At 37.7% G+C, this 21,285-nt stretch carries 26 protein-coding genes; all 26 read left to right on the top strand.

What is annotated here, in order from left to right; all coding sequences use genetic code 11:
• Position 1: 1 nt before the first annotated feature.
• Positions 2-451, top strand: coding sequence for a flagellar basal body rod protein FlgC (flgC, locus tag RGB74_RS10770; RefSeq protein WP_310759320.1), 450 nt, complete (start codon positions 2-4; stop codon positions 449-451).
• 12 nt (positions 452-463) lie between these two features.
• Positions 464-763 (top strand): flagellar hook-basal body complex protein FliE, encoded by a 300-nt coding sequence (gene fliE, locus RGB74_RS10765; protein WP_310759319.1) that lies wholly within the window; start codon positions 464-466, stop codon positions 761-763.
• A 77-nt stretch (positions 764-840) separates the two neighbouring features.
• Entirely contained in the window at positions 841-2,433 is a 1,593-nt protein-coding gene (gene fliF, locus RGB74_RS10760) for a flagellar basal-body MS-ring/collar protein FliF (RefSeq protein ID WP_310759318.1), read from the top strand.
• A 13-nt stretch (positions 2,434-2,446) separates the two neighbouring features.
• Positions 2,447-3,460: a flagellar motor switch protein FliG gene (fliG, locus tag RGB74_RS10755; RefSeq protein WP_310759317.1), complete on the top strand. Its 1,014-nt coding sequence runs from the start codon at positions 2,447-2,449 to the stop codon at positions 3,458-3,460.
• Complete coding sequence (fliH, locus tag RGB74_RS10750; protein WP_310759316.1) at positions 3,453-4,250, top strand: flagellar assembly protein FliH; 798 nt, start codon at positions 3,453-3,455, stop codon at positions 4,248-4,250. The genes fliG and fliH overlap by 8 nt, the downstream gene beginning before the upstream one ends.
• Positions 4,247-5,566, top strand: a complete 1,320-nt coding sequence (fliI, locus tag RGB74_RS10745) for a flagellar protein export ATPase FliI (protein ID WP_310759315.1) — start codon at positions 4,247-4,249, stop codon at positions 5,564-5,566. The genes fliH and fliI overlap by 4 nt, the downstream gene beginning before the upstream one ends.
• Entirely contained in the window at positions 5,566-6,003 is a 438-nt protein-coding gene (gene fliJ, locus RGB74_RS10740) for a flagellar export protein FliJ (RefSeq protein WP_310759314.1), read from the top strand. Before fliI ends, fliJ begins: the two co-directional genes overlap by 1 nt.
• A gap of 14 nt (positions 6,004-6,017) precedes the next feature.
• Positions 6,018-6,587 carry a MotE family protein gene (locus RGB74_RS10735; RefSeq protein WP_310759313.1) on the top strand — a complete coding sequence of 190 codons (570 nt, stop codon included), beginning with the start codon at positions 6,018-6,020 and terminating at the stop codon, positions 6,585-6,587.
• A gap of 14 nt (positions 6,588-6,601) precedes the next feature.
• Entirely contained in the window at positions 6,602-7,765 is a 1,164-nt protein-coding gene (locus tag RGB74_RS10730; protein ID WP_310759312.1) for a flagellar hook-length control protein FliK, read from the top strand.
• A 6-nt stretch (positions 7,766-7,771) separates the two neighbouring features.
• Entirely contained in the window at positions 7,772-8,227 is a 456-nt protein-coding gene (gene flgD, locus RGB74_RS10725) for a flagellar hook assembly protein FlgD (protein ID WP_310759311.1), read from the top strand.
• A gap of 14 nt (positions 8,228-8,241) precedes the next feature.
• Positions 8,242-8,616: a TIGR02530 family flagellar biosynthesis protein gene (locus RGB74_RS10720; protein ID WP_310759310.1), complete on the top strand. Its 375-nt coding sequence runs from the start codon at positions 8,242-8,244 to the stop codon at positions 8,614-8,616.
• Positions 8,617-8,701: 85 nt separating this feature from the next.
• The gene (gene flgG / locus RGB74_RS10715; RefSeq protein WP_310759309.1) at positions 8,702-9,496 is read left to right on the top strand and encodes a flagellar basal body rod protein FlgG; all 795 of its coding nucleotides are present in this window, start codon (positions 8,702-8,704) and stop codon (positions 9,494-9,496) included.
• A gap of 47 nt (positions 9,497-9,543) precedes the next feature.
• The gene (locus RGB74_RS10710; RefSeq protein WP_310759308.1) at positions 9,544-9,759 is read left to right on the top strand and encodes a flagellar FlbD family protein; all 216 of its coding nucleotides are present in this window, start codon (positions 9,544-9,546) and stop codon (positions 9,757-9,759) included.
• Complete coding sequence (fliL, locus tag RGB74_RS10705) at positions 9,760-10,188, top strand: flagellar basal body-associated protein FliL (RefSeq protein WP_310759307.1); 429 nt, start codon at positions 9,760-9,762, stop codon at positions 10,186-10,188.
• A gap of 32 nt (positions 10,189-10,220) precedes the next feature.
• The gene (gene fliM, locus RGB74_RS10700) at positions 10,221-11,216 is read left to right on the top strand and encodes a flagellar motor switch protein FliM (RefSeq protein ID WP_396135960.1); all 996 of its coding nucleotides are present in this window, start codon (positions 10,221-10,223) and stop codon (positions 11,214-11,216) included.
• Complete coding sequence (gene fliY / locus RGB74_RS10695; protein ID WP_310759305.1) at positions 11,210-12,340, top strand: flagellar motor switch phosphatase FliY; 1,131 nt, start codon at positions 11,210-11,212, stop codon at positions 12,338-12,340. Before fliM ends, fliY begins: the two co-directional genes overlap by 7 nt.
• A 20-nt stretch (positions 12,341-12,360) precedes the next feature.
• The gene (locus RGB74_RS10690) at positions 12,361-12,723 is read left to right on the top strand and encodes a response regulator (protein WP_310759304.1); all 363 of its coding nucleotides are present in this window, start codon (positions 12,361-12,363) and stop codon (positions 12,721-12,723) included.
• 9 nt (positions 12,724-12,732) lie between these two features.
• Entirely contained in the window at positions 12,733-13,383 is a 651-nt protein-coding gene (locus RGB74_RS10685; RefSeq protein ID WP_310759303.1) for a flagellar biosynthetic protein FliO, read from the top strand.
• A complete protein-coding gene (gene fliP / locus RGB74_RS10680; protein ID WP_310759302.1) occupies positions 13,376-14,056 on the top strand; it encodes a flagellar type III secretion system pore protein FliP in 681 nt (226 codons plus the stop codon). Before RGB74_RS10685 ends, fliP begins: the two co-directional genes overlap by 8 nt.
• An 18-nt stretch (positions 14,057-14,074) precedes the next feature.
• On the top strand, positions 14,075-14,347 hold the full coding sequence (gene fliQ, locus RGB74_RS10675; protein ID WP_310759301.1) for a flagellar biosynthesis protein FliQ: 273 nt from the start codon (positions 14,075-14,077) through the stop codon (positions 14,345-14,347).
• Between the two features lies 1 nt (position 14,348).
• A complete protein-coding gene (gene fliR / locus RGB74_RS10670; protein WP_310759300.1) occupies positions 14,349-15,122 on the top strand; it encodes a flagellar biosynthetic protein FliR in 774 nt (257 codons plus the stop codon).
• Position 15,123: 1 nt separating this feature from the next.
• Entirely contained in the window at positions 15,124-16,200 is a 1,077-nt protein-coding gene (flhB, locus tag RGB74_RS10665; protein WP_310759299.1) for a flagellar biosynthesis protein FlhB, read from the top strand.
• Between the two features lie 23 nt (positions 16,201-16,223).
• Entirely contained in the window at positions 16,224-18,257 is a 2,034-nt protein-coding gene (gene flhA / locus RGB74_RS10660) for a flagellar biosynthesis protein FlhA (protein WP_310759298.1), read from the top strand.
• On the top strand, positions 18,257-19,378 hold the full coding sequence (gene flhF, locus RGB74_RS10655) for a flagellar biosynthesis GTPase FlhF (RefSeq protein WP_310759297.1): 1,122 nt from the start codon (positions 18,257-18,259) through the stop codon (positions 19,376-19,378). Before flhA ends, flhF begins: the two co-directional genes overlap by 1 nt.
• Positions 19,371-20,228 (top strand): MinD/ParA family protein, encoded by an 858-nt coding sequence (locus tag RGB74_RS10650; protein ID WP_310759296.1) that lies wholly within the window; start codon positions 19,371-19,373, stop codon positions 20,226-20,228. Before flhF ends, RGB74_RS10650 begins: the two co-directional genes overlap by 8 nt.
• Positions 20,229-20,237: 9 nt before the next feature.
• Entirely contained in the window at positions 20,238-21,284 is a 1,047-nt protein-coding gene (locus RGB74_RS10645; RefSeq protein ID WP_310759295.1) for a protein-glutamate methylesterase/protein-glutamine glutaminase, read from the top strand.
• The last annotated feature ends 1 nt before the right edge of the window (position 21,285 follow it).

The following is a 21,285-nucleotide window of genomic DNA, read 5'->3' as shown; positions in this document are numbered from 1 at the left end:
GATGGGAGTATTTGATGCACTTAACTTCTCAGCATCTGGACTTACAGCACAAAGATTGAGAATGGACGTAGCCTCTTCAAACATGGCAAATGTAGATACGACTAGAGGGAAGTTCGTAGACGGAAAGTGGCAGCCTTATAAAAGGAAAATGGTTGTACTAGGTTCTGAGGATTCCAATTTTAAATCTATGTATAGCAATGCTATGAATAAAGATGTAAATGTAAACGGTGTTAAGGTAAACGGAATTGTAGAGGATAAGGCACCTTTTAAGTCAGTTTATCAGCCTGACCATCCCGATGCGGACGAAAATGGCTATGTACAGCTGCCTAATGTGGACCCATTAAAAGAAATGGTAGATCTAATGAGTGCAACTCGTTCTTATGAAGCAAATGTAACCGCCTTAAATGCAGCAAAAGGAATGTATTTAAAAGCTCTAGAAATAGGCAGGTAGGAGTGGTGAAACATGGATAAAATTTCATTTGGGGCACTTCAAAGTACAAATCAAGTGGCTTCATCAGCCAAAAGTACACCTTTTGAAGCGCAAAAAAGCTTTCAAAACTATCTTGAAGGAGCTTTAGAGAAGGTGAATCAAACACAGATTGATTCCAATAAAGCTACACAGGATTTAATGAATGGGAATATGGATAACCTTCATCAAGTCATGATTACAGCAGAAAAGGCTAGTGTAACTTTACAAACTACTCTCGAAATTCGCAATAAAGTAGTAGAAGCGTACCAGGAAATCATGAGGATGCAGATTTAACTAATACATATTTCGCAGGGTACATTCCCTTTTGGGGGTAGACCAAAAAATATTTATTGCGTTTATCGGGGGATGAAATGAACGAAAAGTTGAAACAAGTCACCAAGCAAATAACAGAACGGTTCAAAGCACGTTCTACAAAACAAAAAGGTATGATTCTTGGAGGGATTTTCCTTTTTATCGCGGCAGTACTTTTTTTATCAATCGCAGTATCACAACCCAAAATGGTCCCATTATATTCAAATCTTTCACCTCAGGAAGCAGGCCAAATTCAAGAAAGTCTGACTACTCGCGGTGTGAAGAATGAGGTTTTAGACGGAGGAAAGACCATTTTAGTCCCAGAAGAAGAAGTAAATAACCTTCAAGTAGAACTTGCAGCAGAAGGGCTGCCGAAGAGTGGTAATATTGATTATTCCTATTTTGGAGAAAAATCAGGTTTCGGGATAACGGATAAAGAATTTAACGTTCTTGAACGTGAAGCTACACAAACGGAAATCGCGAATTTAATTAAAAGTATTAACGGAGTAGATGAGGCCAGCGTTATGATAACGCTCCCCGAGAGCAGTGTGTGGGTAAATCAGAAAGATGAGAAAGCCTCAGCATCTGTTGTATTAGCATTAAGTCCAGGTGCAACTTTAAACGAAGAACAAGTAAAAGCACTATATCATCTTGTTTCAAAAAGTGTACCCAATCTTCCTGTAGAGAATATCGTCATAACTGACCAATACTTTAATTATTATGATCTAAATAATTCTTCAACAGCAAATGGCTCCGGTTCCAAATATGAGGAACAGCGAAAAATCAAACAAGATGTCGAGCGTGACCTTCAGCGACGTGTACAGCAAATGCTAGGAACGATAATGGGCCAAAACAAAGTAGTTGCTACTGTAACTACTGATATTGATTTTACAGAAGAAAAACGAGAAGAAACATTAGTTGAACCAGTTGACAAAGAGAACATGAAAGGTCTTGAAGTCAGCGTTGAAAGAATCAAAGAAACATATACCGGTAAAGGTGCTTCTGCCGGGGGAGTAACTGGTACAGGTGATTCAGAGGTAGCCAACTATCCAGGTGCTTCGGATGGATCTGATGGTGATTACGAAAAAGTTGAAGAACGAATTAATAACGAGGTTAACAAAATTAAAAAAGAGATTGTTGAGAGTCCATATCAAATAAGGGACTTAGGTATTCAAGTAATGGTGGAACCGCCAAATCCTAAAGATCCTAAATCATTGCCTCAAGAAAGAATGGATGATATCGAGCAAATCTTAAGTACGATTGTAAGAACGACTATTTCAAAAGATGTCAGCAAAGATCTTACTGATGATGAAATAAAGCAAAAGGTATTCGTATCATCACAGCCGTTTAATGGAAAACAGGAAGTATCAGCTTCTTCAAAAGGAATTCCATTCTGGATTTACGTAATTGGCGGAATATTGCTGCTCATCATTATTCTTCTAATCTTCTTATTGACTCGTAAAAAGAGAACAGTGAATGATGGCGTTAGTATACAAGAGTATGAGATGGAACAGCAAACCTATTTCGTACCTGATGTAAATAAGGAACACGAATCAGAAGGCACGGTAAGAAAAGAACAGCTTGAACGGATGGCGAAGGATAAACCGGAAGAGTTTGCCAAACTCGTACGAACTTGGTTATCAGAGGAATAGGAGGTAACGAACGATGAGCAGAGCAGCAAAAGAGTTGTCAGGAAAAGAGAAAGCAGCAATCCTCGTTATCTCTTTAGGACCTGATGTAGCAGCTCAAGTATATAAACATCTTAGTGAAGAAGAGATTGAGAGACTTACACTTCAGATTTCACAAGTAAGAAAAGTAGATTCATCATTAAAAGAAGAAATCATCACACAGTTTCACCAATTGGCACTTGCGCAAGACTATATCACACAAGGTGGGATCGGTTACGCAAAAACCGTTTTGGAAAAAGCCGTGGGTAAAGAAGAAGCGATGCAGATTATTAATAGGTTAACGTCAACACTGCAAGTCAGACCGTTTGATTTTGCCAGAAAAGCTGATCCTGGACAGATTCTTAATTTTATACAAAACGAACATCCCCAGACGATTGCTTTGATATTGTCATATCTAGACGCCAACCAAGCTGGACAAGTCTTATCAGAATTGCCTAATGACATGCAGGCAGATATCGCGAGAAGAATTGCATTAATGGATGTAACGTCGCCAGAGATTATAAATGAGGTAGAGCAGATTTTAGAAAGAAAATTGTCTGCTACTGTTACTCAAGATTTTACTCAAGCAGGCGGTGTAGAAGCAGTTGTGGAAGTTTTGAACGGAGTGGACCGCAGTACAGAAAGAACGATACTCGATGCGCTTGAAATTCAGGACCCTGAACTGGCAGAAGAGATAAAGAAGAGAATGTTTGTGTTTGAAGATATAGTTACGCTTGATAACCGGGCAATTCAGCGTGTTATACGTGAAGTACAGAATGAAGATCTGCTCCTTGCTCTACGTGCTTCGAGTGAAGAAGTAAAAGAAGTTATGTTTACGAACATGTCTCAGCGTATGGCAGAGAATTTTAAAGAAGAGATGGAATTTATGGGGCCAGTACGATTGCGTGATGTAGAGGAAGCACAATCTAGAATCGTTGGCACAATCCGTAAATTAGAGGAAGCAGGAGAATTAGTTATTGCTCGAGGCGGAGGAGATGATGTGATTGTCTAAGATCATTAAGTCTTTTAACAATCACAAAGACTCTATAGTAAAAAAAGACCAAGAAGTGGTTATTGGTTTACAGCCAATTTCAAATTATACAATCAACCGACCATATGAAAATGAAGATGAAGAATCAAGATTTGCTCGGTTAAAAAGAGAATCTGACAGACTATTAGAAAAAGCAAGAGATGAGGCAGCTCAAATCAGGGCTGAAGCAGAGGCTTTTCGACAAAGTCAAAATGAGAAGCTCGAAGCAGACAAACAAGTATTCCATATTCAAATGGAACAAGAAGCCGAACAAGCAAGGCTGAAAGGTTATGAAGTTGGATATCAAACCGGCGTTGAGCAAGGACTTGGAAATTGGCAAACAAAGCTAGATGAAGTAAAGCTGTTTATCGAAAAAACAAAACAAGACTATTACCAAATTTTAACGGATGCTGAACCCCAGATGATTTCATTGGCTGTTAAAACAGCAGAGAAAATTATAGGTGATAAATTGCAAGAAACACCAGAAACATGGGCTTCTATCATTAAACAGCTTGTAAAAGAAGTTCGTGAATCTCATGAGATTAAACTCTATGTTCCAACAGACTGGTTTGAGACTACTCTGGCATATCGTGAGGAACTAAAAAATTTGCTTCAAGCAAATGCAAATTTATTTATTTATCCAGATGAAACTTTAATCGAGAATGGCGCAGTGATTGAATTTCCTTTTGGGAAAATTGATGCTAGCTTAGATATTCAACTGAAAGAGATTCGAGAAAAACTGTTAGAACAAATTGAGGTGTCTGGAAATTGAACGTTGATCACCTGATCGATTCCTTAAAAACGCTGGATTCTTATAAGAGGTATGGAAAAGTAATACGTGTTGTCGGATTAATGATTGAATCTAAAGGACCTAAAACTTCTATAGGGGATGTTTGCTTTATCCATACAACGACTGGGAAGAAACAAAAGATTAAAGCAGAAGTGGTAGGTTTTCAAGAAGAAAATGTACTGTTAATGCCTTTTTCATATGTAAAAGATATTTCAGTAGGGAGTCTTGTAGAAGCAGCCCATCGTCCTCTTGAAATTAGAGCGGGTACCTCTTTAATCGGAAAAGTCTTAGATGGTATGGGAGTACCGCTTGATGGTTCAGCGCTGCCTAAAGGTTTGAACCGTATACCTACGGAAAATGATCCTCCAAATCCTATGGAACGTCCGCGGATAAACGAGAGTATCCAACTCGGTATTCGGTCAATTGATAGTTTGCTGACAGTTGGTAAAGGGCAGCGGGTAGGGATTTTTGCAGGAAGCGGAGTAGGAAAAAGTACCCTTTTAGGAATGGTTGCCAGAAATTCAACGGCAGATTTAAATGTTATAGCTCTTATTGGAGAACGGGGCCGTGAAGTTCTTGACTTTATAGAACGCGATCTAGGTGAGGAGGGTCTTAAGCGGTCAGTTGTTATTGTGGCTACATCTGATCAGCCCGCGTTGATGAGAATAAAGGGAGCACAAACTGCAACAGCTATAGCCGAGTACTTTAGAGATCAAGGCAAGAACGTCATGCTAATGATGGACTCTGTAACACGTGTTGCTATGGCACAGCGCGAAATAGGTTTAGCTGTAGGAGAACCTCCTACAACAAAAGGTTATACACCTAGCGTTTTTGCTATCTTGCCTAAATTATTGGAGAGATCAGGTACGAATCGTCAAGGGACGATCACTGCTTTTTACACCGTACTAGTTGATGGAGATGACTTCAATGAACCAATTTCGGATACAGTACGTGGTATTTTGGACGGTCATTTCATCCTGGACAGGGATCTGGCAAATAAAGGACAGTTCCCTGCTGTGAATATATTGAAAAGCATCAGCCGTGTCATGAATGATATTGTTCCGAATGAACATAGGAAAGCAGCAGACAAATTCAGAGAACTTCTTTCTTCATATGTAGATGCGGAAGATCTTATCAATATTGGCGCCTACAAACGAGGTTCTTCAAAGATAGTTGATGAAGCGATTCAATCTTATCCAAAAATGGTTTCTTTTCTGAAGCAAGAAGTTGACGAGGATGTAAGTTTCGATGATGCCGTACAAAGATTGTTGATGGAATTCAGAAAGGATGAACAGTAATGTCGTTTCAATTCTCGATGGAAAAAGTTCTTTCAATCAAACAAAAAGAGAAAGAATCGATTGAACTTGAGCTTGGAGAAGCAGTTCAGGCATTTGAGAGTATTGCTGAAGAAATTTACAGTCTATTAAAACGAAAAGAAAATATTGAAAATCAATCAAACTTGCAATTCCAGCAAAAAATTGTAATTAACGATCTGCAAAACACACAGCGCTTTATTTTATCCATGACGAATAAGATCAAAGAGCTTCAGCCTATTTTGCAGCGTGCAAGAGAACGAATGCAAGTTATTCAGCAGAAACTTTTACAGCAAACAATAGAAGTGAAGAAATATGAAAAATTAAAAGAAAAACAATATAAATCCTACGAAGTGAGTCAAAATTGGCAAGAGTTAAAGCAAAACGATGAGTTTTCTATGCTGCGTTTTGCGAAGTCGTAAAAACAGGTGAGCAAATGAATCAAGAAGAAAGAACAAGCACGTTTAAATGGATTCTTTACGTAATCATTGTTCCAGCTATCTTTGCTATTACGATCTTTGTTATTTTTCTTTCATTCACTGGAGTGGATGTCGCTGAAAAAGCAAAAGATACCGGTAAAAAAATACCGTTCATAAAAAATATATGGGGCGAGAATGCTGTATCGACTGCTTCAAACAGTCAAGATGTGGAAAAACAATGGCAATCAAAATTTAAAGAGCAGGAAGATTATATAAAGATTCTTAATTCAGATCTACAAAAAAAAGAAAAAGAAGTCTCTGATTTGAAATCAGATGTTGCGCTTTTAGAAAAACAAACAGAAGAAGTAGAAACAACAGTGAAAGATGAAAAAAATGTTCAATTAAAAAAGCTTTATGAATCTATGTCTGCAAAAGATGCATCAGCAGTATTATCAGAAATGAATAATGCAGACATTTTACAAATTCTTTCTCTTCTTAAGCCTGAAACACAAGCAGAAATACTTTCAAAATTAGAACCTAAGCGCGCTGCGGAAATAACAGAACTAATTGCAAGCGATTCTCTTTGAAGGAGGTGATATTCATGCAAGTAATGAATAGTCAGTACGCTTCAACCATTCAATTATCTGCGCCTGTACAAAAAAAAGCAGGAGATGCAACAAATCTGTTTTCTCAAATATTAGGTACTACTGAAGAATCTGGGTCGCAAAACAATAACGGGATAGGCGCAATTATTCAATCGGTATTAACTGTGAAAGATATTTTAGATTTGTTCTGCAGCGATCATGCTATTGAAAATGAAGACATCGAATCAATTCTAAATGAGCTGCCACCTGAGATTAAAGAATTGCTGGAAGAAAAGTTGGATGAACCAATAGATGCAAATGATCTTTTAAATAATCCAGGACCTGAAATGAAAATTGTTTTTCTTTTGCAAGCACTTTATAACGAACAAAATCAACTTATATCTGAGCCAATGAAAAAAGAAATAAATATCCTTGTTGGTAAATGGTTTCCAAACCTAAAAGTGGATCCAAAAGATTCGTTAACAAGGCAGGTAAAACAAGTTATTGAACAAGTAATGCAGCAAATGGATGCTCAAGGAAAACAAGATAAAACATCATTCCATAAAGCAGTAGAAAGCCTAAATGCTGAAAAGAAACTTCTATCATTTGCTGAGCAAGCCTTTCAGCGGTATGTTCCAACAAAGCAAAACGATCAAAAGGGCCCCGCTCTGAAAGAATTGCAAAATTTCCAAAGTGCATTACAGCCTTTAGAACAATTGGTTTTAAAAGTTCCTGTTTCAGCTGAGGAAGGTCAAAAACAGCAATTTGCAAGAGAAATTCAGCAAATTATCTCCAAGGGGAAGATTGTAGTATCTGAAACAGGTTTTGCAAAAATGCAAATTAAACTCAATCCAGAACATTTAGGAACAATCGATATTCAGCTTATTCATAAGCAGGGTGAGATTACAGCTAAAATTATAGCTTCCAGCCATGCTGCCAAAGAGGCTTTGGATAGTCATATTTCACAATTAAAACAGGCTTTTTCAGGACAAAATATTGATTTTGAAAAAATCGAAGTCTTTATTCATGGTGAGGAGCAGGCCTTCAGTTTCAATGATCAGGGAAACCAAAGTCAAGAAGATCAAAATCAGCATGGAAACCAATCGAAGGAAAGTTCTGATAACAGTCATGTGACTTTTGAAGAACAATTATCTCAAATGGTTTTAAATGAAAAGGTGTGATGAATAGTGAATAATAAGATTTCAGAAGATTTATTGCTTACAAACTTTCAAGCAAAAACAAAACAAACTGGTTCTAGCATCTTAGGCAAAGATGACTTTATGAAGATTCTGATCACTCAGCTTCAGAATCAAGATCCGACAAGCCCAATGCAGGACCGCGAATTTATTTCACAAATGGCTAGCTTTTCATCACTTGAACAAATGACGAATATGAACCAAACGATGCAGAATTTTCTTAATTTCCAATCAGAGTCCAATTTGCTTCAGCAAAGCCAAATGATCGGGAAACAAGTCACCTATGAAGTGGAAACTACCGATACAAATGGTGAAAAGAAGTTAGAAGAAAAAGACGGAACCGTTAAATCTGTTTTATTTGAAAAAGGTTCAGTGTTATTGGAGATGAACGACGGATCAAAGATTACTAGTCTGCAAGTGATAAAAATTACAGATCCAAGTGTTTAATAGGAGTTGATACAATGAGCGAACGCATACACGTTCATCAAATGTACCAGCCTGCACTGTTGCCGAAACGGATAACCCATTCAGAGGGTGAAATTACGTTTCAGTCGTTGTTGGATAAACAATTAAACCCGAGCATTACAATAAGTAAGCATGCGAAACGTCGGCTAGAAGACAGGAATATTCAAATCACAGATGCAAGCTGGAATAAAATTGGTATGAAAATGAAAGAAGCAGAGAAAAAAGGAGTAAAAGATTCACTTGTCATCTTAAAAGATGTCACATTGGTCGTGAATGCACCAAATCAAACGGTTATTACGGCATTAACAAGAAGTGAAGCGCACTCTCAAATTTTCACAAACATAAATGGTGCGATCGTTATAGACGCTTAAAAAATGAGCTGGACCTTTACAGGAGGCTCACAAACACTGCAGATTGACTGACGCAGTACTAACCAAGTAGAGGAGATAAAATAAAATGTTACGTTCTATGTACTCTGGAATTAGCGGTATGAAAAACTTTCAGACAAAGCTTGATGTAATCGGAAACAATATTGCCAATGTAAACACATATGGTTTTAAAAAGGGCCGTACAACATTTAAAGATCTTGTGAGCCAGCAAATTTCTGGTGCTGCAGCACCAACTAACGGCCGGGGAGGTGTAAACCCAAAGCAAGTTGGACTGGGTTCGCAGCTGGCAAGCATTGATACTGTTCATACACAAGGAAGCTTGCAAACAACAGGTCGTCCACTAGATTTGGGTATTTCTGGTGATGGTTTTTTTGAAGTTTCCGATGGAACAAATACCTATTACACTCGTGCTGGGAATTTTTATTTAGATCAATCCGGAGATTTAGTTACGAGTGACGGGTTGTTCGTAAAGGATACTGCAGGCAACAATATCAATATTCCTGTTACGGCTCAAAGTTTTAGTATCGGGTCTGATGGAAAAGTGAATTTTATCGATGGAGGTACATTAAACCCGACACCGCAAGTCATAAAATTAGTTAAATTTAGTAACACAGGCGGTTTAGATAAAGCAGGATCAAATAACTATATGGCAACCACAAACTCCGGAGCTCCAACAGATGGCGCCCCTGGTGACACAAATGGTTTAGGAGTTGTACAAGCTGGAACACTTGAAATGTCAAACGTTGACCTTTCAGAAGAATTCACAGATATGATTGTTGCACAGCGTGGTTTCCAGGCAAATACTAGAATAATAACAACATCTGATGAGATCCTTCAAGAATTAGTAAACCTAAAACGTTAATGTGAAGGGAGGAGGGTTAAGCACCTGATGCTTAACCCTATGTTCATATGATTTCATTAACACAGTTAAATGGTAATAGTTTCACTTTGAATGCGATTTATATCGAACAGATTCAATCTTTTCCTGATACTACAATTACGTTAACGACAGGGAAGAAGTTTGTGGTGAAGGAAAGTGAAGCAGCAGTTACGGAAAAGATAACTGCGTTTTATCGGGATATTACTTTGCTTCCGATGAAGAGTAATAAAAGGGAGGATCTGTAGTTGGGTAAAAACAAAGCAGTGACGATTATGGTCTCGATGCTTTTAGCAATATCACTTATTGGTACAGCAGGCTATTTTGCTTTCAAACAATTTTCACCTAAAACAGAAGCAGCCGAGCCAACAGCTGAAGACCTTGAAGAATTAATGGTAGAAACAGAAGAAATTACAACGAACTTATCAGATCAGGCATATATCAAAATAAAATTTAAGATTCAAGCTGAAAACACAGATGCTAAGGAAGAGTTAGAAAAACGACTATTTCAAGTGAACAATCTGATTATCTATGAAATTTCCAACATGGAAACAGCCGATTTATCTGGGCAAAAAGGTTTAATTCACCTTGAAGATGTTCTAAAAGATAAAATCTCAAAACTTATGCAAGAAGGAAAAATAGTGAGAGTCTACACGACACAGAAAATAATTCAATAATTAATAAAACTCCATGAAAAGAGGTGAGACTCTTGGTAGATGTTTTATCACAAAATGAAATTGATGCTCTTCTTTCCGCGCTTTCAACTGGAGAGATGGATGCTGAAGAGCTAAAAAAAGAGGAAACTGAGAAAAAAGTAAAAGTTTACGATTTTAAAAGGGCACTTCGTTTTTCAAAAGATCAAATTCGAAGTTTGACTAGACTTCATGAAAACTTTGCAAGGTTATTGACCACTTATTTCTCTGCACAGTTAAGAACATATGTACAAATAGGTGTCGCTTCTGTAGACCAGCTTCCATATGAGGAATTTATTCGATCTGTACCGAAGATGACATTGTTAAACGTGTTTGAAGCACACCCATTTGAAGGACGCATATTAATGGAAGTTAATCCGAACATCGCCTATTCAATGCTGGACAGAGTTATGGGCGGAAGCGGAACTGGTATGAATAAGATTGAAAATTTAACCGAGATTGAAACAAAGATAATGACACAGCTTTTTGAGAATACCCTTGAAAGTTTTAAAGAAGCTTGGTCAAGCGTAATTGATCTGGATCCATTCATGCTGGACCTGGAAGTAAACCCGCAATTTTTGCAAATGGTATCTCCTAATGAAACAGTTGTTGTTATTTCATTAAATACTACAATTGGGGAAACTTCGGGAATGATTAACATCTGTCTTCCTCACGTTGTAATCGAACCGATCATTCCCAAACTTTCTGTTCATCATTGGATGCAGAATAATAAACAAAAGAAACGCGTTCCTGGTGAAACGGAATTTATTGAACAAAAACTTAAAAACGCTTTTTTGCCTTTTAAAGTTGAGCTTGGATCTTCAGAGATGTCAATTGAAGAATTTTTACATCTTTCGCTCGGAGATTGCATAGAGCTTGACCAAAAAATTAATGCACCAGTTGTTATAAAAGTGGAAAACAATCCAAAATTTTATGGACAGCCAGGTAAGGTAAAGAAAAGAATGGCTGTGCAAATACTGGATTTTATTAAGGAGGATGAGGATCAATGGTAAGTGGGGATATGCTGTCACAAGATGAAATTGATGCTTTGCTGAATGGTGGAAGTTCTTCCTCGTCCATAGTAGACCCGAGTGAAGATTATCTATCTACTATTGAGAAAGATGCATTAGGTGAGATTGGAAATATATCGTTTGGAAGTGCCGCAACTGCTCTATCAACTCTATTAAATCAAAAGGTAGAGATTACGACACCTGTAGTCTCAGTTGTTAAAAGAGATGAACTGAAGGATGAATTCCCTATACCGCATGTTGCCGTTCAAGTTACGTATACAGAAGGTATTGAAGGAGCAAATTTGCTCGTTATAAAAAAAACAGATGCTCAGATCATTGCAGATTTAATGTTAGGCGGAGAAGGAACGAATCCTTCACCTGACTTTGGTGAACTCCAGCTTAGTGCAGTTGGTGAGGCAATGAACCAAATGATGGGGTCTGCATCTACTTCCATGTCAACGATGTTTAATATAAAAGTGGATATATCACCTCCTAAGATAGATTTTTTGGATGTTGAATCTGACAATAGTTTAATTCCGAATGAAGAAATATTAGTAAAAGTATCTTTTCGTTTGAAAGTTGGAGATTTGATCGATTCCAATATCATGCAATTGATCGATGCTGAATTTTCAAAGAGTCTTGTACATAGGTTAATGAATCCTGAACCTGTAGCTGAACAAGCACCTGTTGCCGATTATAATCTGGTAGAAGAGCCTATCAAACAAAAGAATCAACCTGAATATCAAGCGCCTGCTATGAGGAATGATGTACATTCACAGCCATCTTATCAGCCGTCGATGAGAGATGTTTCTGTACAGCCTGCCAGTTTTTCAGATTTTGATGATTTTGGGTCAAGACAGTCAGAATCAAAGAATTTGGATATGTTATTAGATATTCCTCTTCAAGTGACTGTGGAACTAGGAAGAACAAAAAAGACGATCAAAGACATTTTAGAGATGTCGGCAGGTTCCATTATTGAATTAGACAAGCTAGCGGGTGAACCTGTTGATATATTTGTGAATCATAAAATGATCGCAAAAGGAGAAGTCGTCGTCATTGATGAGAATTTTGGTGTTCGTGTAACAGAAATATTAAGCCAGCGAGATCGTTTAGAACAACTTAAATAAAAAAACAGGAGGTCATTTTGATGAGTCAACGTATTTTAATCGTAGATGATGCAGCATTTATGAGAATGATAATTAAGGATATTCTAGTGAAAAACGGATTTGATGTAGTAGGGGAAGCAGCAGATGGAGCACAAGCTATTGAAAAATTTGCTGAATTAAAACCTGATCTTGTAACGATGGATATTACAATGCCTGAAATGGATGGAATAACAGCATTAAAAGAAATCAGAAAGACTACACCAGATGCAAAAATCATTATGTGTTCAGCTATGGGCCAGCAAGCTATGGTAATCGATGCAATTCAGGCAGGCGCAAAGGACTTTATCGTAAAACCATTTGCAGCTGACCGTGTAATTGAAGCAATTAAGAAAACATTGGGATAGGCTCATTCCATGTTGAAATGGTTGTTCATTATTTTTGCAGCAGTATGCCTTTCGTTTGTACCAATCGTGGTACAGGCGGAAGGCAGCGGTCAAGGGAAAAGTGTTTGGGACAACGTACATGACACAAAGAAAAGCGATGATTCGGTAACCCAAACAAACAATGATGTCACAGATCAATCTGAAAGTGGAAGCACATTCTTTATGCTTGTTAAGCTTATTTTCATGTTAGGCATCGTGTTGGCCATTTTGTTCTTTGTATTAAAGTTTATACAAAAAAAATCAGTCAGTTTTCAGGATGGCAAAAACCTGCAATCTCTTGGTGGAATTGGTGTTGGGCAAAATCGTTCGATTCAGCTCATAAAAACAGGGAACTCTGTATTGGTTGTGGGGGTTGGCGATACTATCACACTATTAAAAGAAGTATCTGATGATGCTGAAGTTAAATTGTTGATGGAACAGCACTCTGTACAAAATGTAAGCACAGTTGCCAGTCAATTGAAGGATAGATTGCTGAAGCAGAAGGAAAATCATGTTAAGAGTGAACATTCTGATGGTCAGACAGTTAACTTTAAAAACATGTTGAATTCTATTATGAGTGAACGGAAAGAGGAGCGCAAAAAAGCAGAGAAGGCGTTTGAAGAAGGTAAACATAATGAATAATTTACTACCAGGTTTAGACTTGAATTTCTTAAATAATACTGATCCAGGAAATATGGAAACAACGATTCAGCTTTTGCTTCTTCTTACAGTTTTGTCACTGGCACCTAGTATTCTAATACTCATGACCTGTTTCACACGTATTATTATCGTTCTATCTTTTGTCAGAACGTCATTAGCTACCCAGCAGATGCCGCCTAATCAAGTGTTAGTGGGAATTGCTCTATTTTTAACCTTTTTTATCATGGCGCCTGTAATACAAGATGTAAATAAAGAGGCAATCCAGCCTCTCGTGAAAGGCAAAATAACACAAAAAGAGGCTTTTGATAAAGGGAGTATACCCATTAAAGAATTTATGTCAAAGCATACACGCCAAAAAGATTTAAATTTGTTTTTAGAATATTCTGGAGCACAAGAACCTAAGAGCATTAAAGACATTCCTTTAACAACGTTAGTTCCGGCATATGCAATCAGTGAATTAAAAACAGCTTTTCAAATGGGCTTTATGATTTTTGTCCCGTTTCTAATTATTGATATGGTTGTGGCTAGTGTGTTGATGGCAATGGGTATGATGATGCTTCCGCCAGTTATGATATCGCTGCCTTTTAAAATATTACTTTTTGTACTAGTAGATGGCTGGTATTTAATTGTTAAGTCATTATTACTAAGTTATTAAAAAGGAGCAGGTGGAATCATGGATACTCAATTTGTAATATCTCTAGCTGAAAAAGGTGTTTATATTACCTTGCTCATGTGTGCACCATTGCTTGCTTTAGCGTTAGTGGTAGGATTGATCGTCAGTATTTTTCAGGCGACAACGCAGATTCAGGAACAAACTCTTGCTTTTATTCCAAAAATCGTGGCCGTTTTAGTAGGGCTTGTATTTTTTGGACCGTGGATGCTATCGCAAATATTGTCGTTCACAGCGAATATTTTTCAAAACTTAAACTCATACATAGGGTTATAGCATGATAGATTTAGTGTCTTTTCCTGCGTTTTTATTAATCCTAACTAGAGTATCGGCATTTTTTTTAACAATTCCTGTGTTTTCGAATAAAAATTTACCGGCGGTACACAAAATTGGTCTTTCATTATTTTTATCGTGGATCATGCTATACACGGTTAAACCTGATCCAATTGCAATAAACGGATCTTTTCTGCTGCTGGTAATAAAAGAAACAATGATTGGGCTTTCGATTGGATTTACAGCAGCGGTCGTATTTTATGCGATACAAGTAGCGGGGGGATTTATAGATCTGCAGATGGGGTTTGCAATTGCCAACGTCTTCGATCCGCAGACTGGTATTCAGACACCATTGATGGGCAGATACTTATATACTTTTGCAATGCTTTTTTTGCTGGCTACAGACGGTCATCATATGCTCTTGGACGGTATCTTTTACAGCTATAAATTTCTGCCATTGGATTCTCCGATGATCCATTTTGGGGATGGCAGTGCTGCAAAGCATATAATCAGTGTTTTTTCAGGTATGTTTCTGGTTGCATTACAGATGGCTATTCCAATCGTTGGAACACTGTTTTTAGCTGATTTAGCTCTCGGTATTGTAGCTCGAACGGTTCCGCAGATGAATATTTTTGTAATTGGTCTGCCGGTAAAAATATTAATTGCACTCGTTTTATTTATAGTTGTTTTGCCTGCTTTTTTTGTTTCCATCGAGATGCTGATTGAACAAATGCGTGATGCGATGATCAACTTAATGGAATTGTTAGGGGCTGCTTAGTTTGAAATTTCAATTTAACCTTCAATATTTTTCACAAGAAAAAACGGAAAAAGCAACCCCGAAAAAAAGGGATGAAAGCAGAAAGAAAGGGCAGGTTGCAAAAAGCGCAGATGTAAATGCAGCACTCGTTTTGTTTGTGTCAGTCATGTTTTTATCGATTATGGGTGGTTGGATGGGTGAACGGTTATTACACTTATTCACTAACGGTTTGGATAAAAATCTGCTATATGATCTTTCGGAATCGAGTATTGCTAAGCTTTTTGGTGAACTGTCTGTCGAAGTCGCCATTATTTTAGCTCCAGTCATGCTTGCAGCTATGGCAGCAGGGGTACTTGGAAATTATATCCAAATTGGTTTTTTATTTTCGGCAGAAGCGATTCAAATGAAATTGGAAAGACTGAATCCTTTATCCGGTTTTAAAAGAATATACTCTGTCCGTGCACTTGTTGAACTTTCGAAATCATTGTTGAAAATTGTGCTGATCGGCGGAGTAACTTTCTTCGTGTTATGGATGGAAAGAGATACATACTTAAGAATGTCTCTGGTAAGCATTCAATCAACCTTGCCTGTATTTGGAGGGCTTGCAGTAAAAATGGGATTTGCTGCTTCAGTGGTTTTACTCTTTCTTGCGTTTCTCGATTATATGTATCAAAAATTCGACTTTGAAAAAAACATACGAATGTCTAAACAGGACATAAAGGATGAATATAAAAAATCCGAAGGTGACCCAAAAATTAAGGGGAAAATCAAAGAAAAACAAAGGCAGATGGCAATGAGGCGGATGATGCAAGAAGTGCCTAAAGCAGATGTAATCATCACTAACCCGACACATTATGCGGTTTGCCTTAAATATGAGGACGGTATGGATGCACCGGTTGTGGTTGCTAAAGGTGTTGATCTTATTGCGCAAAAAATCAAAGAAGTCGCGAAAGAAAATGATGTTGTTACGGTAGAGAATAAGCCGCTTGCAAGAACGCTATATGCCCAAGTTGATATAGGCGGAGTGATTCCAGAAGACTTATTCAAAGCTGTTGCCGAAATATTAGCCTTTGTTTACCGCATCAAGAAAAAAGTGTAAGGAATGAATAGGAGAGAATACAGATGAAAGCTAGAGACATAAGTGTTTTGGCAGGTGTTATTTTAATCATTGCCATGCTCGTCATACCGATGCCGACTTTTATGTTGGACTTTTTGATCATAATAAATATATCTCTGGCGCTATTAATCATTTTAATTGCCATGAACACTACAAAACCTCTGGAATTTTCAATTTTCCCTTCCTTACTTTTGCTTGTTACCCTATTTAGACTGGGGCTGAATGTATCTACTACTAGAAGCATCCTTTCGCATGGTAAAGCTGGTAATGTGGTACATACATTTGGGGAGTTCGTAGTTCAAGGTAACATACTTGTTGGTATAGTCGTGTTTTTTATACTTGTTATTATTCAATTTATCGTAATAACAAAAGGGTCTGAACGTGTATCTGAGGTTGCCGCAAGATTCACCTTGGACGCCATGCCTGGTAAACAAATGAGCATAGATGCTGATCTTAATGCAGGTATGATATCAGATCGAGAAGCGAAAGAAAGACGTGAAACGGTTGAACGTGAAGCGGATTTTTATGGTGCGATGGATGGTGCTAGTAAGTTCGTAAAAGGGGATGCAATAGCTGGTATTATCATCGTTCTCATTAACATGCTCTTTGGAATTATTATTGGAATGGTCCAAATGGGTTATAGCTTTGGTGAAAGTGCAGAAACTTTTACTAGATTAACTGTCGGGGATGGATTAGTGTCTCAGATTCCTGCACTAATTATATCTACAGCAACAGGTATTATCGTTACACGCGCAGCTTCAGAAGGAAACCTTGGATTTGATATTACAAAGCAGCTTTTGGCATATCCGATCATGTTGTTTGTAGCTGGCGGTACGATTATCATGCTTGGACTTTTTACACCAATCAACGACTTTTTCACTTTAGCTGTAGGAGGCATGCTTGCTGTTGGTGGATATTTATTATTGAAAGCTGAACGCGAACAGAAAGAAAGAGAAGAAGTTGTCGAGGAAGATATACAAACGGAACAGCTGAAAAGTCCAGAATCAGTTGTGAATCTCCTGCAAATTGACCCGATTGAGTTTGAATTTGGATATAGTTTGATTCCGCTTGCAGATACCTCTCAAGGCGGAGATCTCCTGGACAGAATTGTCATGATAAGGAGACAGCTGGCACTCGAACTTGGAATGATCGTACCGGTCGTTCGAATCCGCGATAACATCCAGCTGCAGCCTAATGAGTATAGAATCAAAATTAAAGGCAGCCAAGTCGCTAAAGGTGAACTTTTACTAGATCATTATTTAGCTATGAGTCCCGGTATAGAAGACGAGGAAATACAAGGTATTGAAACAATGGAACCTGCATTTGGATTGCCAGCCATTTGGATTGGTGAAGAAATGAAAGAGCGTGCTGAATTCTCTGGCTATACCGTAGTAGATCCGCCTTCAGTCGTCTCAACTCATCTTACAGAAATAATAAAGAAACATGCACATGAATTAATTGGTCGTCAGGAAACGAAGCAATTAGTTGAACATTTAAAAGAAACTTATCCTGCAGTTGTGGAAGAAGTTACTCCTGATGCTCTGACGATTGGGGAAGTACAAAAAGTATTATCTAAGCTTTTAAAAGAACGCATTTCCATACGTAATCTTGCCGTTATTTTTGAAACAATGGCTGATTTTGCAAAAATGACGAAAGACACTGATCTTCTAACGGAGTATGTACGTCAAGGCCTGTCCAGACAAATCTCAAAAAGCTATACAGTTGAAAACGAGCCGCTGCATGTTATTACTTTAGGCGGATCTGTAGAAAAGAGAATTGCTGACTCTGTTCAGCAAACTGAGCACGGCAACTATTTATCACTTGATCCAAATGACTCGCAAATGATTTTTGACAGCATAACACGAGAACTTGAAACAGGAAGGACATTTGATCAATCTCTCGTCATTTTATGTTCTCCCGCTGTTAGGATGTACGTACGGCAGCTGATCGAAAGATACTTGCCTGATGTTCCAGTATTGTCTTATAACGAATTGGAGCCAGAATTGGAAGTTAAAAGTGTAGGGGTGGTGAATATTTAATGAAAGTAAAAAAGTACTCAGCCAGCAACCTGCCGGAAGCTATGAAATTGGTAAGGGCAGACCTTGGCAGCGGGGCCGTTATTTTAAATACGAGAGAAGTACAGGTTGGGGGCTTCCTCGGATTTTTCACAAAAAAGAATGTAGAGGTTTTTGCAGGACTTGATCAGGATGTTGAATATCGATCAGTTAAAAAATCCGTCTTTCCTGATAAAACGCCAGTGACGACGGAAAAACCTCAAGATACAGAGCTTACCCAGGAAATCAGGCAGCTAAAAAAAATGGTGCAAACGTTAAGTAATCAAAACAAAGAGCAAAAAGATTTACCGGATTTGATTGAAGAATGGCGTACATACTTTATGGAACATGAAGTAGATGCGAGTTTAATAGATGAACTCATCGATGTAATGAATAAAAAGTATGAATCATTTGATCAAGAAGAAGCAAAAAAATACGATTGGAATAAGTGGCTGACAGATTGGCTAAGTGCCCGCATGAAAAAAAGTGAGTTTGGGGGCTTTCGATACGAAACAAAATTTTTAAATTTAATCGGACCTACTGGTGTAGGTAAAACCACAACAATCGCTAAAATCGGAGCGAAAGCCGTTTTAAAGGATGGTAAGAAGGTCGCTTTTATTACAACAGATACTTACAGGATTGCCGCGATTGAACAACTAAAAACTTATGCGGAAATTCTCAATGTTCCATGTGAGATCGCTTATACAGCGGATGATTTTAGAAAAGCAAAAGAAAAGTTTATAGACTATGATCTTGTTCTGGTAGATTCTGCAGGAAGAAATTTTTTAAATCGGTTTTATGTTGAAGAGCTTCAAAATATCGTGAATTTTGATAAAGATATGAAAAACTATCTTGTATTATCTCTGACCTCAAAATTTAAAGATATGGAAACGATATATAACCAATTTAGTAGTCTTCCTGTCGATAAAGTGATTTTCACTAAAAGAGATGAAACGGCCACATATGGAGCATTAGTGAATTTAGCTGTCATACATGGCGTTTCTATTGGATATATAACAAATGGTCAAAATGTGCCGGACGACATGTATGAAGCAGACGCAGAAGAATTAATACGTGATTTTTTAAAGGGAAAACAAAATGATTGATCAAGCGGAGAGTCTTCGAAAACAACTATTAGCAGTGAGTACAGAAGATGCGAGGGTATTAGCCGTAGTGAGCGGGAAAGGCGGTGTAGGAAAAACAAATATTACCGTCAATCTAGCTCTTTCATTAATAAAGCTCGGCAAAAAAGTTCTCATCATTGATTTAGATGTAGGAATGGGAAATGTAGATCTTATTTTAGGAAGAAAAGCACAGCACCACATTATGAATATGCTGGAAAATAAACTTTCTGTTTGGGAAATCATTGAAGAAGGAAAAGAAGGGCTCCATACTATCGCAGGAGGGAGAAATTTTACTTCTTTAATAAATATAACTGATGTTATGCTAAATCATTTTGTTAAACAGCTTGAGGAACTCGGCAGCTTTTATGATTTTATCTTTCTTGATATGGGTGCTGGAGTAACAGATACAGCATTGAAGTTCATTTTATCCAGCCATGAAATATTAGTGATTGCAACTCCTGAAATCACATCCATAACAGATGCGTACTCGATGATGAAGTTTATTTATTCTAAAGAAAAAACCCTTCCTTTCTATCTAGCAGTAAATCGATGCGAAAATGAAAAAGAAGGTCAGGATACCTCGGCTAAACTAAGAAATGTTTGTAAACAGTTCTTACAGAAAGAACTTGTTTGTCTAGGAACGATCCCTATGGATCCAACAGTATTAGAATCAGTAAAAAAGCAGATCCCGTTTATTATAAATAAACCACATTCCCAAGCGTCACAATCAGTTCTGGAACTTGCAAGAACTTTTGCTGGAGTTTCGAAGCAGCAAAAAGCATCCTATACATCTTTTATCACAAGGTTAAAGTCATTTTTTACTGAGAGGTAGGGAGCGATATTGAAGCAAATATCTGTTCTTATAGTCGATGATTCTGCTTTTATGAGAAAGCTCATTAAAGACTTCTTGAATGAAGATCCAAGAATTACTGTTTTGGACACAGCAAGAAATGGTGAGGAAGCGGTAAAAAAAACAATACAATTAAAACCTGATGTAGTAACAATGGATGTCGAAATGCCTGTTTTGGATGGTATTGAAGCCGTAAGAGAGATTATGAATCGCAGTCCGGTTCCAATCATTATGCTTTCAAGTACTACAAAAGCGGGAGCTGAAAATACGTTACTGGCCATGGAAGCTGGAGCTTTGGATTTCATTTCTAAGCCATCAGGTGCGATCTCTCTGGATTTACATAAAGTTAAGGAAGCGTTAATTGAAAAAGTAATAGCGGTTTCTAGAGTGAACGTTACGTCTAAAACGAGTTTTAGGGCAAACTCTCAAAACTATGAAACACGCGTTGCAAAGAAAAAAAATGAGCTGCCAAAACTCATTTTAATAGGTACGTCTACCGGAGGTCCGCGTGCCCTTCAGGAAGTGGTAACAAAACTACCTGCAAATATTCAGGCACCAGTCGTAATTGTACAGCATATGCCTCCTGGCTTTACAGAGTCATTAGCAAATCGGTTAAATTCACTATCAAATGTTTTTGTAAAAGAAGCGGAACAAGATGACATTCTTATGCCTGGTACGGTATACATAGCTCCTGGCGGCTTTCATTTAAGACTTATACAAAAAGCTGCCGGCAAAACATTTGTGGCTTTAGATAAAGAACCTCCCGTAGGAGGACACAGACCAGCAGTTAATGTTCTTTTTGAAAGTGCAGCAAAATTAAAAAACTATGAAAAGATCGCAGTGATTTTAACAGGAATGGGATCAGACGGGACACTTGGTCTCTTAAAACTTAAAGAATCAGGTGAAGCAACTGTAATAGCAGAAGCTGAGGAATCATGCATCGTATATGGAATGCCTAAGTCTGCAGTATTGACCGAAAAAGTAGATGAGGTTGTCCACATTAACTCTATTGCTGCTGCCATTCAGAATTATCTATAAA

It is taken from the genome of Bacillus sp. NEB1478 (genome assembly GCF_031582965.1).
Lineage (GTDB): Bacteria > Bacillota > Bacilli > Bacillales > Fictibacillaceae > Fictibacillus.
Note: the sequence above shows the minus strand (reverse complement) of the source record. Positions and strands in the feature narration are given on the sequence as shown.

Bases quoted from the DNA above. Each gene is read 5' to 3' on its own strand.
- flgC (WP_310759320.1), top strand. From the start codon at position 2: ATGGGAGTATTTGATGCACTTAACTTCTCAGCATCTGGACTTACAGCA.
- fliE (WP_310759319.1), top strand. From the start codon at position 464: ATGGATAAAATTTCATTTGGGGCACTTCAAAGTACAAATCAAGTGGCT.
- fliF (WP_310759318.1), top strand. From the start codon at position 841: ATGAACGAAAAGTTGAAACAAGTCACCAAGCAAATAACAGAACGGTTC.
- fliG (WP_310759317.1), top strand. From the start codon at position 2,447: ATGAGCAGAGCAGCAAAAGAGTTGTCAGGAAAAGAGAAAGCAGCAATC.
- fliJ (WP_310759314.1), top strand. From the start codon at position 5,566: ATGTCGTTTCAATTCTCGATGGAAAAAGTTCTTTCAATCAAACAAAAA.
- RGB74_RS10735 (WP_310759313.1), top strand. From the start codon at position 6,018: ATGAATCAAGAAGAAAGAACAAGCACGTTTAAATGGATTCTTTACGTA.
- RGB74_RS10730 (WP_310759312.1), top strand. From the start codon at position 6,602: ATGCAAGTAATGAATAGTCAGTACGCTTCAACCATTCAATTATCTGCG.
- RGB74_RS10720 (WP_310759310.1), top strand. From the start codon at position 8,242: ATGAGCGAACGCATACACGTTCATCAAATGTACCAGCCTGCACTGTTG.
- flgG (WP_310759309.1), top strand. From the start codon at position 8,702: ATGTTACGTTCTATGTACTCTGGAATTAGCGGTATGAAAAACTTTCAG.
- RGB74_RS10710 (WP_310759308.1), top strand. From the start codon at position 9,544: ATGATTTCATTAACACAGTTAAATGGTAATAGTTTCACTTTGAATGCG.
- fliY (WP_310759305.1), top strand. From the start codon at position 11,210: ATGGTAAGTGGGGATATGCTGTCACAAGATGAAATTGATGCTTTGCTG.
- RGB74_RS10690 (WP_310759304.1), top strand. From the start codon at position 12,361: ATGAGTCAACGTATTTTAATCGTAGATGATGCAGCATTTATGAGAATG.
- RGB74_RS10685 (WP_310759303.1), top strand. From the start codon at position 12,733: ATGTTGAAATGGTTGTTCATTATTTTTGCAGCAGTATGCCTTTCGTTT.
- fliP (WP_310759302.1), top strand. From the start codon at position 13,376: ATGAATAATTTACTACCAGGTTTAGACTTGAATTTCTTAAATAATACT.
- fliQ (WP_310759301.1), top strand. From the start codon at position 14,075: ATGGATACTCAATTTGTAATATCTCTAGCTGAAAAAGGTGTTTATATT.
- fliR (WP_310759300.1), top strand. From the start codon at position 14,349: ATGATAGATTTAGTGTCTTTTCCTGCGTTTTTATTAATCCTAACTAGA.
- flhA (WP_310759298.1), top strand. From the start codon at position 16,224: ATGAAAGCTAGAGACATAAGTGTTTTGGCAGGTGTTATTTTAATCATT.
- flhF (WP_310759297.1), top strand. From the start codon at position 18,257: ATGAAAGTAAAAAAGTACTCAGCCAGCAACCTGCCGGAAGCTATGAAA.
- RGB74_RS10650 (WP_310759296.1), top strand. From the start codon at position 19,371: ATGATTGATCAAGCGGAGAGTCTTCGAAAACAACTATTAGCAGTGAGT.